Origin of the sequence: Bacillus sp. FSL M8-0063 (assembly GCF_038005545.1) — a bacterium.
Lineage (GTDB): Bacteria > Bacillota > Bacilli > Bacillales > Bacillaceae_G > Bacillus_A > Bacillus_A wiedmannii.
Genome location: NZ_JBBOTJ010000001.1, coordinates 2857685 through 2869766 on the forward strand (window position 1 = coordinate 2857685; position 12082 = coordinate 2869766).

At 35.9% G+C, this 12082-nt stretch carries 14 protein-coding genes; 7 read left to right on the plus strand and 7 right to left on the minus strand.

Annotation, left to right across the window (positions count from 1 at the left end):
* Positions 1-59 precede the first annotated feature (59 nt).
* Positions 60-254, plus strand: a complete 195-nt coding sequence (locus tag MKX31_RS14415) for a DUF3923 family protein (RefSeq protein ID WP_258126862.1) — start codon at positions 60-62, stop codon at positions 252-254.
* Positions 255-372: 118 nt separating this feature from the next.
* Here the strand turns inward: MKX31_RS14415 and MKX31_RS14420 are convergent, their stop codons facing one another.
* The 4 genes from MKX31_RS14420 to MKX31_RS14435 form a co-directional block, all read right to left on the minus strand.
* A complete protein-coding gene (locus MKX31_RS14420) occupies positions 373-921 on the minus strand; it encodes a DUF2179 domain-containing protein (RefSeq protein WP_000938437.1) in 549 nt (182 codons plus the stop codon).
* Positions 922-1121: 200 nt separating this feature from the next.
* Positions 1122-1535 carry an ATP synthase subunit I gene (locus MKX31_RS14425; RefSeq protein ID WP_340981032.1) on the minus strand — a complete coding sequence of 138 codons (414 nt, stop codon included), beginning with the start codon at positions 1533-1535 and terminating at the stop codon, positions 1122-1124.
* A 52-nt stretch (positions 1536-1587) separates the two neighbouring features.
* Entirely contained in the window at positions 1588-2916 is a 1329-nt protein-coding gene (locus tag MKX31_RS14430) for a hemolysin family protein (RefSeq protein WP_046957914.1), read from the minus strand.
* 121 nt (positions 2917-3037) lie between these two features.
* Entirely contained in the window at positions 3038-3445 is a 408-nt protein-coding gene (locus tag MKX31_RS14435; RefSeq protein ID WP_000285637.1) for a MerR family transcriptional regulator, read from the minus strand.
* 275 nt (positions 3446-3720) lie between these two features.
* Between MKX31_RS14435 and rfbF the strand changes: the two genes are divergently transcribed.
* From rfbF to MKX31_RS14455, 4 genes are read left to right on the plus strand one after another with little or no spacing between them, the layout of a single operon-like run.
* Positions 3721-4488 carry a glucose-1-phosphate cytidylyltransferase gene (gene rfbF / locus MKX31_RS14440; protein ID WP_340981033.1) on the plus strand — a complete coding sequence of 256 codons (768 nt, stop codon included), beginning with the start codon at positions 3721-3723 and terminating at the stop codon, positions 4486-4488.
* 1 nt (position 4489) lies between these two features.
* A complete protein-coding gene (gene rfbG, locus MKX31_RS14445; RefSeq protein WP_064475878.1) occupies positions 4490-5545 on the plus strand; it encodes a CDP-glucose 4,6-dehydratase in 1056 nt (351 codons plus the stop codon).
* Between the two features lie 12 nt (positions 5546-5557).
* Positions 5558-6781 carry a class I SAM-dependent methyltransferase gene (locus MKX31_RS14450; protein WP_340981034.1) on the plus strand — a complete coding sequence of 408 codons (1224 nt, stop codon included), beginning with the start codon at positions 5558-5560 and terminating at the stop codon, positions 6779-6781.
* Positions 6778-7701 (plus strand): NAD-dependent epimerase/dehydratase family protein, encoded by a 924-nt coding sequence (locus MKX31_RS14455; protein ID WP_064475880.1) that lies wholly within the window; start codon positions 6778-6780, stop codon positions 7699-7701. Before MKX31_RS14450 ends, MKX31_RS14455 begins: the two co-directional genes overlap by 4 nt.
* On the opposite strand, the gene MKX31_RS14460 is transcribed toward MKX31_RS14455, so the two are convergent.
* A complete protein-coding gene (locus MKX31_RS14460) occupies positions 7670-8455 on the minus strand; it encodes a glycosyltransferase family 2 protein (protein WP_340981562.1) in 786 nt (261 codons plus the stop codon). The genes MKX31_RS14455 and MKX31_RS14460 overlap by 32 nt on opposite strands.
* A 333-nt stretch (positions 8456-8788) precedes the next feature.
* On the opposite strand from MKX31_RS14460, the gene MKX31_RS14465 reads away from it, so the two are divergent.
* Positions 8789-9667 carry a DMT family transporter gene (locus MKX31_RS14465; RefSeq protein ID WP_340981035.1) on the plus strand — a complete coding sequence of 293 codons (879 nt, stop codon included), beginning with the start codon at positions 8789-8791 and terminating at the stop codon, positions 9665-9667.
* A 43-nt stretch (positions 9668-9710) separates the two neighbouring features.
* On the opposite strand, the gene MKX31_RS14470 is transcribed toward MKX31_RS14465, so the two are convergent.
* The gene (locus MKX31_RS14470; protein ID WP_064475883.1) at positions 9711-10532 is read right to left on the minus strand and encodes a pentapeptide repeat-containing protein; all 822 of its coding nucleotides are present in this window, start codon (positions 10530-10532) and stop codon (positions 9711-9713) included.
* A gap of 195 nt (positions 10533-10727) precedes the next feature.
* On the opposite strand from MKX31_RS14470, the gene MKX31_RS14475 reads away from it, so the two are divergent.
* Positions 10728-10901, plus strand: a complete 174-nt coding sequence (locus MKX31_RS14475) for a DUF1272 domain-containing protein (RefSeq protein ID WP_001162795.1) — start codon at positions 10728-10730, stop codon at positions 10899-10901.
* 71 nt (positions 10902-10972) lie between these two features.
* Here MKX31_RS14475 and MKX31_RS14480 read toward each other — a convergent pair whose 3' ends face one another.
* Complete coding sequence (locus MKX31_RS14480; RefSeq protein WP_445661304.1) at positions 10973-12040, minus strand: lactonase family protein; 1068 nt, start codon at positions 12038-12040, stop codon at positions 10973-10975.
* Between the last annotated feature and the right edge of the window lie 42 nt (positions 12041-12082).

Below are 12082 nucleotides of genomic sequence, written 5' to 3' on the forward strand. Positions count from 1 at the left end.
TAAGGGGTGCTAGCATGAAAAGTCGGTGGATTTCTTGGTGGATTGGTAACATATTTTAGATTATCATTTTTGGAATATGGGCCGCTATTATTCGGCTACGCGACGTTGATGATGCTGGGGTTACTCAAACACCCAAACTTAAACCCATTTCACTTATAGCTTTATTAATCGCGTTTATCATACCTGTATTTATTCAAGTTATATGGCTAATCATGAATTTGAGAATGAGTAGAAAAAATAATTATACGATTTAGTTTTTCAATTAACAGATAAATTTTTTTCAAAAAAAGAGAGGAATCTACATCAAATAGATTCCTCCCTTTTACATATGGACTTATACTGCACTTTTAATGCAGCACTACTCCCTTTTCTTTACGATACATGTTCATCTTTCTTCTTCATTAACGCTCTTTTCTTCATCGCCTTCGTTAAATATCCGCCTTTAAATGAACGGATTTCATAAGAAGACATAAACGCTTTCGGTGCAATTTCATTAATAATTTCTAACAGTTCTTTTTCTCTAGAACGCTTTGCAACGATATCTAAACGATAACGTATAGAATTAATACCTTCGCCTTCAAATACTGTAACGCCAAATCCTGAGTGACGTAATTCATCTACTAATTCATTACAACGGTCTAGTAAACTAACTTGATACGTAATATAACCAATTGCTAATTTGTTCTCTATATAACCGCCTAATAATAGTCCCGTACTAAAGCCAATGACATAGGCAATAATGTTCATCCAATTTGATAAATCTTGAAACACAATACCTAAACTGACAATGTAAATAGCTCCTTCTAACAATCCAACACCAGCAGCGGATCTTGTTTGATTCTTTACAAGCAAAATCGTACGGATTGTCAAAATTGGAACGTAAATAATTTGAAGCACAAAAATAAGTAACGCTTGTAACATTGGTATCCACCTCTTTCAAAAAGTCTTTTGTCATAATAACATACATAAGCTTTAGAAATCGATGGGTTTTTAAATTTTTTCACATTATTTTTCATACTATTGAAAAACGTAAAAAAGAAGCGTATTATATTTGTCGTAAATTTGATTCCTTTCATTAGCTCGCTTAAACACAAAAAAGGAACCCCATTAGGCCCCTTTCATCATAGCTTTATGTTTTTCGAAGCATGTTCCCTTTGCTTCTCTTCCTCTTTCACTAACTGCATATTCGCATAAACTAAATTTGCAATCATTAAAAAGTGACCACCTAAAATGCCTGTACCAAATGCCCACATTTCCATTTCATGCTCAATTTCATACATGATGATTGCTCCTAAAATGGCAGCTGCAAATCGGTTTAGAACTCCTAATCCAGGAGCCTTTTCCTTCATTACGATACTTTTCCCAAGTTTCTCCACTCTGCGAGCTAATAACCAAAGACAATAGGCACTTACAGCTAATCCGATACCAAACCCTGTTACTTGTTTTCCAAACGGAGTAATCGTCCACATAAGTAGTAAACCACTAAAGATCGCATACAATTGTAATCGATATACACGTAAGGCTGCTTGAATCAAAATATCCGCTCCTAATTTCGCATTTTTTATACGTTAGAAGAAAAGCAGCAACTTACACAGTTGCTGCTTTCTCTTCTTCTTGCTCTTGTTCCATTTTACGAATTTCAACACGTTTAATTTGGTAAGCGTCTTTTTCTAACACTTTAAATTCATAACCTTCCGCCTCAACATGTTGTCCTTCTTCAATTTCATGATTTTGCATCATAATCCAGCCACCGATTGTATCCACATCGTCTTCTTCAATGTGTAATCCAAACAAATCTTTTACTTCTGAAATAAGCACTTTTCCATCAACGATTTTATGGTGCTCATTCACATGCTGAATTGGTGGTGCTTCATCTTCATCATATTCGTCACGAATTTCGCCGACGATTTCCTCCAAGATATCTTCAAGCGTTACAATTCCTGCTGTTCCTCCGTACTCATCATATAAAACAGCCATCGGAATTCGCTTCTTCTGCATTTGAAGTAATAAATCGTGAATTGGAGTTGTTTCCATCACTTCAATAATCGGACGCATATACGTGCGAATCGATGATAAATCTTCTTTATCGTTGTTCATATATCGAATAAAGAAATCTTTTACATTGACCATGCCAATAATATCATCTTTATCTTCTCCAAAAATCGGATAACGTGTGTATCGTTCATTTTGGATTACTTTCATGTGTTCTTCTACTGAATCTTCCAGGTAGAAACCAATGATTTCTGTTCGCGGTACCATAATCTCTTTTGCAATACGATTATCAAATTCAAAAATGTTATTTACATACTTGTATTCAGCCTGATTAATTTCGCCACTTTCATAGCTATCTGAAAGGATAAGGCGTAATTCTTCCTCTGTATGAGCTACTTCATGTTCTGAAGCTGGTTTTAAACCGAATAAGCCAGTTACAACACGAGCTGAACCGTTTAATACCCAAATAAATGGATACATGACTTTATAGAACATCATTAACGGACCTGCCAATAACAATGTTACTTGTTCAGCCTTTTGAATTGCCATCGTTTTCGGAGCTAATTCCCCTACTACAACGTGTAAATACGTCATTAGCATAAAGGCAAGACCAAATGTTAATACTGATGAGATAGAAGGATTTATGTTCCATTTCTCAAATAACGGGTGTAATAACTTTTCAATTGTCGGTTCACCTAACCAACCTAATCCCATAGCTGTAACTGTAATACCTAATTGACAAGCAGATAAATATTCATCTAAATTTGTTGTTACCTTTTTCGCTGCTAAAGCACCGCGTTTCCCTTCCGCAACAAGCTGATCGATACGACTTGAACGTACTTTTACAATCGCAAACTCTGCTGCTACGAAAAATCCAGTAAATGCGATTAAAATCGCAACCATGACTAAATTAAATATTTCCAATGAATCCCCCTAGTTTAAAAAACTAAGGTGTCCACCTCCTGTATACTATAATGTTTTCTTATTTGTTCATTAGAAAACATAGCCCGATACAAAAATTAAAGAGGTCGGATTTCACTTTTTTCTATAATAATAGAGCAAGTGTCTGTATTAAAGCTGTCGTTTGACCAGATAAAGATTTCGATATTTTTTCACGTTGTGAATCAGTCAATCCATCTAAAAGCGGCTTTAACTCCGTTAACTCTGCTTCTAACCGATGAATATGGTCTGTCACTTCATTCACTTGTTTCGAAACGTGTTCATTGATACCGAGCAGCTTCTTCTTCTCCTCGATTTTCTCTTTAATCTCACAAAGCGGCATATGCATTTCTTTGCACTTCTCAATAAATTGTAATGTCTCAAATGCTGTTTCATCGTAATAGCGATAATTAGATTGAGATCGCTCCGCTTTTAAGATACCTAGATTCGTATAATAATCAATCGTGCGTTTCGACACGTGAGCCATGAGAGCCAACTGTCCGATTCGATACACCTTCCCAACGATCTTCCCCCCTTGTTTATATTACTAACATCATACAATACATGAACTGTACAGTCAAACGTGATGGTTTATTATTCATAATTTATACAATTTTTATCGTTTCATCTTATATAATCTAATCTATTAATTTAATTGTATAATAAAATACTTAAATATAAAAACCAAAACGAACGAAATATAACCATGAAATTGCCGGTTCCATTCTCATTTAAGTACATATCATAATAACATCGATATCAAATTCTTTTTATAAGTAGGAGGAAAAAATGAAAGCTGTTATTCTTGCAGGTGGATACGGAACAAGGATTGGGGAAGAAACTCATTTAAAACCAAAACCTATGATTGAAATTGGAACAAAGCCTATTTTATGGCACATTATGAGTTTATATAGCCATTACGGGATTACTGAATTTATTATTTGCTTAGGCTATAAAGGATATGCAATTAAAGAATTCTTTCTAAATTACCACTTACACATGTCCGATTTCACGATACATTTAAACGACAATACGATTACTAACCATTCTCATCGTATAGAACCATGGACAGTTACACTGATCGATACCGGTCTAAATACCGAAACAGGTGGACGAGTTAAAAAAATACAAAATTACATCGGGGACGAACCTTTCTGCCTCACTTATGGCGATGGATTAAGTAATGTAAATATAAAAGAACTCATTGCATTTCATAAAAAACACGGCAAAACGGCTACTGTTACAGCCGTACAACCTCCTGGTAGATTCGGTTCTCTCGTCTTAGATAAACAATCTGTCACATCCTTTCAAGAGAAGCCACTCGGGGATGGCGGATGGGTTAACGGTGGATTTTTCGTTTTAAATCCTGATGTTCTCAATTATATTAGAGGCGATAAGTCTGTTTTTGAAACAGACACATTAGTTCAGTTAGTAAACAAAAATGAACTAGCCGCATATCAACATACTGGCTTTTGGCATCCGATGGATACATTGCGCGATAAAAATAAATTAGTCGAGCTATGGGAAAGTAATAACGCTCCGTGGAAGGTTTGGTAATATGGCTTCATCATCTTTTTGGAATAAGAAAAAAGTATTTATCACGGGACATACTGGCTTTAAAGGCTCATGGCTCACCCTTTTTTTAACTTCTTTAGGCGCAGAAGTAGTTGGCTATTCTTCTCATCCCCCATCCATCCCTAACCTTTTTGAACAAGGTAACGTAGCAAATGAGTGCACATCAATGAATGGCGACATTACAGATTACGATTCTTTATTCCATGCCCTAAAACAACATAACCCTGACATACTATTTCATTTAGCAGCCCAGCCAATTGTCACCATTTCATACAAAAATCCTATCGAAACATTTAAAACGAATGTTTTAGGTACTGTTCACGTATTAGAAGCAGCAAAACATATAGAAAGTATACGTAGTATCATTAATGTTACAAGTGATAAATGTTATGAAAATGACGGGAGCGGTAACCGAGCATTCTTGGAAAGTGACCGATTAGGAGGTTTCGATCCTTATAGCGCTAGTAAAGCTTGCGCTGAACTAGTTGCAACGTCATATCAAAAATCATTCTTCCACACTAACACTCTGAGACTCGCCTCAGTCAGAGCAGGTAACGTCATCGGTGGTGGTGATTGGGCAAATGACCGACTATTCCCAGATGTCATTCGTGCATATTTACAAGATACTACGTTAAATATTAGAAACAAACACGCTATTCGCCCGTGGCAACACGTATTAGATCCTTTACACGGCTATATTCTTTTAGCTGAAAATCTTTGGCAAGACGCAGAATATGCAACAGCGTGGAATTTCGGCCCGATAAATGAACCTAACAGAACAGTTTATGATGTCATTCAATCTATAATGAAATTATGGAATCAACCATTAACAGTCCTTTCTCCTCATACAAATAACCCTTATGAATCGCCAATTTTAACACTTGATAGTACAAAAGCAGTAAATAAACTCGGTTGGACTCCTAAGTTATCAACAGATCATTCTATCACTTGGACTGTTGATTGGTACAAAAAATATGCATCTGGTGAAAATATGGAATCTTTCACGCGCCAACAAATCGATGCATTCAAAAATTTATAAGGGGGCTATAAAATGGAACAGAAAAAATGCCGTTTTTGCCACTCATTACTCACAAATACTTTTTTAGATTTAGGTGTTTCCCCTCTCGCTAACTCATTTGTAGCTCCTGAACACTCATATAAAATGGAACCATTTTATCCGCTCCACACATTTGTTTGTCACTCTTGTTTACTTGTACAATTAGATGAATTTGAATCTCCGCACAACATTTTTCATGACTATTTATACTTCAGCTCTTACTCCTCCAGTTGGCTACTACACGCTAAACAATATGTAGAAATGGCGGTTAAGCGTTTCAACTTAACAAATCATTCGAAAGTGATTGAAATCGCGAGTAACGACGGGTACTTATTACAATACTTTCAAAAAGAACATATCGAAACGTTAGGAATTGAACCAGCAAAAAATGTAGCAGAAATCGCTATTCAAAAAGGAATTCCTACTGAAGTGAATTTTTTCAGCAATGACTTAGCAAAAAAATTACCGCAAGCAGATTTAATCGTCGCAAATAACGTATTAGCACACGTACCGAACTTGCATGATTTTGTTGCCGGTTTAAAAACATTATTAAAACAAGACGGTACAATAACAATTGAATTCCCGCACTTATTAAACCTTATATCCTTTAAACAGTTTGATACTATATACCATGAGCACTTCTCCTACTTCTCACTTATAAGTCTTCAAAAAGTTTTAGCTCATCATCATTTACAAATTGTCGATGTAGAAGAACTTTCAACGCACGGTGGTTCCTTGCGTGTTTTTATAAACCATCACAGTGATTCATCCACTATCCACTCCAGTGTTACAAATATAATCCAAAAAGAAGTAGATCACGGGCTAGATACATTAGATTGCTATCTCCTTTTTTCTAAACACATTGAACAATTGAAAATAAATATTTTAAAGTTTTTTATCGAAGCAAAAGCTTCAAACAAACAAATTATCGGTTACGGTGCTCCAGCTAAAGGAAACACCCTTTTAAACTATTGCGGGATAGGAAAAGAATTTCTAGCTTATACCGTAGATAAAAACCCTCACAAACAAAATTTCCTTCTACCAGGAACCCGTATTCCAATAAAATCTCCAGAAGAAATACAACGTACAAAACCTGATTACATTCTCATACTTCCTTGGAATTTAAAAGACGAAATTATGAAAGAATGCTCTTTCATTCGTGAATGGGGCGGCAAATTTTTAGTAACGATACCAGAAATTGAGGTAATTGAGCCATGAAAAAAATTCTTGTAACAGGCGGTAGTGGATGGATTGGTAAATATGTTGTAAATTCTCTTATACAAAAGAGCTATGAAGTGCACGCCACTTATCATACAAATAAACCTTCTCACATCTCTTGCCACTGGCATAAAGTAAACTTACTTTGCGATGAAGAAGTAAAAAAACTCATTTACGACATGAAGCCTAGTCATCTCATTCATTTAGCTTGGGAAGCCGTACCGCCAGCGTGTTATGTATCTATTAATAATTACTATTGGCTTACATCCAGCATCTCATTGATTCAACACTTCACAACATGCGGCGGAAAGCGCGTCGTTGTTGCAGGTACTGGCGCAGAATATGAATGGTTTAATGGTGTACTATTTGAAGACTCACCACTTCTTTCCTATAAAACCCCGTATGCAGTATGTAAAAATACGCTACACTCCTGGCTACAAACGTACGCTGAACAAAACGACCTCAGCATGTGTTGGGGCCGCATTTTTCATATGTATGGCCCTCACGAACAAGGGAATCGGCTCGTTTCTAACATTATCACTTCCTTATTACAAAATGAGGAAGCACTATGTACACATGGAAAACAATCAAGAGATTTCCTCCATGTGAGCGACGTCGCTCATGCTCTCGTAACAGTATTAGAACACGACGTTACAGGCACAATCAATATCGCTTCTGGTCAATCTGTACAAATTAAAGAATTAGCTTCTATCATTGCTAAAAAGATTGGAAAAGAACATTTAATGAAACTAGGTGCGATCCCATTCTCTACAGATGAGCCTTTATTCGTCGGCGTTAATGTGGAACGTTTAAAAACTGAAGTAAACTGGAAACCAACATACGATCTAAATACTGGAATCGAAGAAACAATTTTATGGTGGGAATCATTTATAAAAAAGCATAACGATACGCATTACTAAAACGTAAATCCTTCGCCCCACTTGCTAAATCCTTATACCATTCTTCTAATTTTTCAGGTGTAATAATATGATGCGTGCCCATTCCACCTTGCTTACTAGCTTCAGAAAGAGTAGGACCAATTTGTAATTTCCTCTTTCTCATCGCATCGTTCCAAGGGCTGAAACCAAACCATGCAATACACGCAAGTGGCGGATAAACCATAGATTCATGTGCAGATAAATGTCTTCCAACCGTATAACTTCCGTGTTCATGATTATGAATAAATCTACCTCTTCTCCATAACCGCCAATCTTCTGGTAAATAACCGTGAAATCGCTGTTTCATTAAAGGTATTCCAAAGTTAAGGTCTGGATAATTATAGTTAAGATCATCGACCATAATAAGCCCTTCCAACCAATACATCCTCCCTCCCAATTCATTTAGTGATTTCCAAAATTGATTTTTATCTTGCACACAAAGGAACTCAGTCGTATTTAAAATCATTTTCCATCCCTTTACTTCTCGTTCTACCATCATCACTTCATCATCTGTCGCTAGTGCATCAAATTCTGGATTTAAAGAATCTCGCACTTCCCAATGCGGCGCGAATTTTTTACAAATTTTCACTGAACGATCTGTAGAACCTTTATTAATTAAAATGCCATGATCAAAAAGTTTCGTATGATGCATAAGCCACCACGGCAATAAATATTCTTCATTATAAAAATGAGAAATAACGGTTGTAGTTATAACAATCTCCTCCTCTTTCTCTATTAATCTACTTTTTCATCCTACTCTTACTATACTTATCAGTAATGTAATTGGTTTCTTTTATTTCAAAAATATGTTTTTCTACCATATACTATGCTTTCTTAGACAACCACCATTTCCATTTTCTAAAGAAACATCCCAATAAACTGAAAATTAAGTTATAATATCATTATAAAATTATGAAGGAGGAATGCATTCATGTACTACAACACTTCATTCGAAAACGATCAACCTGTAGGCCGTCTATAAACTAAGGCGGGCATTCATATAACACAAAACACTATGCCTCGTCTTAGGGAACTCATAATACCCTAAAAATAGACGGAGGTACTTTACATGAAACAAACAATTTTAGGAGCTATATGTTTATCACTAGCAGCTAGTATATGGGGCGGTATGTATGTTGTTAGCAAATACGTACTCGACTTTATCCCACCACTGACACTCGTTTGGCTACGCTTTATCATTGCTTTTGTTGTTTTATATGCAATTTTGAAAATAGCTGAGAAAAAGAAAAAAATAACCATACGCAAAAAAGATTGGCTATTATTCGCTTGGATTGGATTTATCGGATACTTCATTTCGATCACATGTCAATTTATCGGAACAAAATTATCTGACGCTCATACAGGCTCGTTAGTAACATCAGCCACCCCTGCATTTATGGTTATATTTGCAGCAATCATTTTAAAAGAAAAGCTAACCGCTCGTAGACTGCTGTCTACTATCATAGCGACAATCGGTGTCATTATCGTCATTGGATGGGATATTGAAATTGGTTCCTATTTTATCGGTACAATCATATTAGTCGGGGCCGCTATTACGTGGGCTTTACTATCCATTTACGTAAAAATCGCTTCAGCTCGATTTTCATCTTTAGTGATTACAACATATGCCATATTCTTTTCACTCTTTTTTATTACACCTTTTATGATATGGGAACTACAATCAAGTTCTATTGAACATACGAACATGTATGTATTATTAGGCGTACTTTATTTAGGAATCGTCTCAACAGCAGGTGCCTTTTTCCTTTGGAATAAAGGATTAGAATTAATGGACGCGAGCATCGGATCATTATTTTTCTTCTTCCAACCTATCGTTGGATCGTTGCTTGGTTGGTTACTATTAAATGAAACATTGAGTAGCAACTTTTTTATTGGTGGTATTCTTATTATATGTAGTGTTTTCATTACTACTTTTGAAAAGAAATGAAAAAACAGGCAGAGATTCTTAATCTCTGCCTGTTCCATACTCTTTACGCACTCCAATGCGATGGACGGGACAATATTTTCGGCAATTTCGTATGTTTGTCCCCTTTCGCTGCATTAATTTGAACTTGCGTCAGAAAAATACTATTTGTAAAATCAGCCCCACGAATATCTGCATCTCGTAAATCTGCTCCGATAAGATCTGCTCCTCTTAAGTTTGCTCCATTTAAGTTAGCCGCAATTAAATACGCTCCTCTTAAATTCGCTCCTTGCAAATCTTTCTTCTTCAAATTTGCTCCCATAAGATCTGCTCCGCGGTGACTCATTCGTTTCTTACGCGCGGCATTCATTTCCTTCCAAACTAGCTCACTCGTTTCTAAAAGTAATACATTTACTTCTGCACGATGTAATGGAATATTTACTTTCATTAACTCGTCCGCATTTAAATTTGAAAGGCGGTCCGTCTCTTCAATTGCTTTACTTAGTTCTTTATGAATCGGTTGTGTCGCCGTCAAAAGAATAGCCTCATTCAAATACCACAGTATTTCATGAAGCTGATGCATAATCGGAAAAGCATCATACATTTTTCTCGCATGCTTTGCATCTTTCCGCCAATCAATCCCGTTAAATGTAACTTGCGAAATCTTCTGCCCAGCACCGAAACACTCAAATACTGTACAACCTTTATAACCTTTTCCTCTAAGATTTTTATGTATGCTACATTTAAAATCTGATTGTAAGTTAGAACATGGCTTCCCGCCATCTTTATTCACCGCAAAATCTACCGATGCTGCGAACGGTAACGCTACACAACATAGACCGAAGCATTTTTCACAGTTTGCTTTTAAATGATCGTTATGATTAGTCAAAATATATACCCCCTGTTGTCTTTTGACTATTTCATAATATTCCAACTGCACTAAATAATCAATTTTAAAATAAAATAGACTCTTTCATTTCAAATCATAACTTTATCATTTGATTTCCTTTCAATTGAAAAAGACAGTTTCTATCTAATGAATTATAATTAAATTATAAATATTCAAACTAAAAGGAGACTTACTATGGCACTCGAAATGAAAACAAACTGTCAAATTTGCGACCAATCTCTCGAATCAAATTCCGAAGCATACATTTGCGTGTATGAATGTACATTTTGTGCACCATGTACAGAAGAAAGACAAAATGTTTGCCCAAACTGTGGCGGCGAATTAGTACGTAGACCGAAGAAGAAATAGAAAAAAGCAAAGCGATATCGCTTTGCTTTTTTATTGTTTTTGGGATATATAGAAATTCTACCAATCACAAATTAAACGTTTAAAAACTTCACACAAACAGGCTCTGGTACAACAACATCAGATTGTAGCAGTGTTAACTTCCCTGTCGTTTCATTTCTTGAAAATAGCACAAGGTTATGTGACTTTTCATTTGTCGCAATAAGAAACTTTTCAGTCGGATCTAATACAAAGTCCCTCGGCCAATTTCCTTCTGTAGATGTATGTGCAACAAATGTAAGCTGACCTGAATTTTGATCCACACTGAAAACAGCGATACTATTATGACCGCGATTACCTGCATATACAAAGTGGCCGTCAGAAGAAATATGAATCGCACTTCCTTGACTATTGTCATCAAATTTTTTTGGAACGGTAGAAATATACTGCAACTCTGTAAAGGACCCTTCTTCCGGATTATATGATAATGCAATAACTTCCGAACTCAGTTCAGTCATCACATAAGCGTATTTTCCGTTCGGGTGAAAAGCAATATGTCTAGGACCACTTCCTGGGTTCACAGACAAGCTATTCGCTTCTTTTAACTTACTATCTTTTATTTCATACGTAAGTATTTTATCAATTCCTAAATCAACACCTATCACATATTTTTCATCAGGAGTATATCCGGCGTAATGTGCATGTGGTTTTTCTTGTCTTTCTTTATTCGGACCTGAACCTTCATGTGTAATAATAGATGTGGCCGCATTTACAGTTCCAGCTTCTTCATTTACTACGAAAGACTCTATCGTTCCTTTATGGTAATTCGCTGTAACTACCGTACCATTTTCACTATCCACACTAATATGACAAGGAGAAGCCCCTTCTACTACTTGTCTGTTTTGTTCTGTTAGCTCTCCAGTATGACTATGAATCGAATAGGCAGCTACACCACCAGATTCGCCTTCCTTAACAACAGAATAGAGATATTGATTATTTTTGCTAATCGTTACATATGTAGGGTTATCCAGCTTGGCCGCAAGTGTTACATTACTAATTTTTTTTGCTTCCGTGTCTAAAGTAAACTTATATATTCCTTCACTATTTTCTTTCGTGTACGTTCCAACATATCCAATAAACTCTTTGTTATCCTTCATTTTCATAACCCTCTCCCTATAGTTTTTGTCCCTCATATTTTTTACAGA

Coding starts and splice junctions, on each gene's coding strand:
- MKX31_RS14420 (WP_000938437.1), bottom strand. CDS start 921: ATGTTACAAGCGTTACTTATTTTTGTGCTTCAAATTATTTACGTTCCA.
- rfbF (WP_340981033.1), top strand. CDS start 3,721: ATGAAAGCTGTTATTCTTGCAGGTGGATACGGAACAAGGATTGGGGAA.
- rfbG (WP_064475878.1), top strand. CDS start 4,490: ATGGCTTCATCATCTTTTTGGAATAAGAAAAAAGTATTTATCACGGGA.
- MKX31_RS14450 (WP_340981034.1), top strand. CDS start 5,558: ATGGAACAGAAAAAATGCCGTTTTTGCCACTCATTACTCACAAATACT.
- MKX31_RS14455 (WP_064475880.1), top strand. CDS start 6,778: ATGAAAAAAATTCTTGTAACAGGCGGTAGTGGATGGATTGGTAAATAT.
- MKX31_RS14465 (WP_340981035.1), top strand. CDS start 8,789: ATGAAACAAACAATTTTAGGAGCTATATGTTTATCACTAGCAGCTAGT.
- MKX31_RS14475 (WP_001162795.1), top strand. CDS start 10,728: ATGGCACTCGAAATGAAAACAAACTGTCAAATTTGCGACCAATCTCTC.
- MKX31_RS14480 (WP_445661304.1), bottom strand. CDS start 12,040: ATGAAAATGAAGGATAACAAAGAGTTTATTGGATATGTTGGAACGTAC.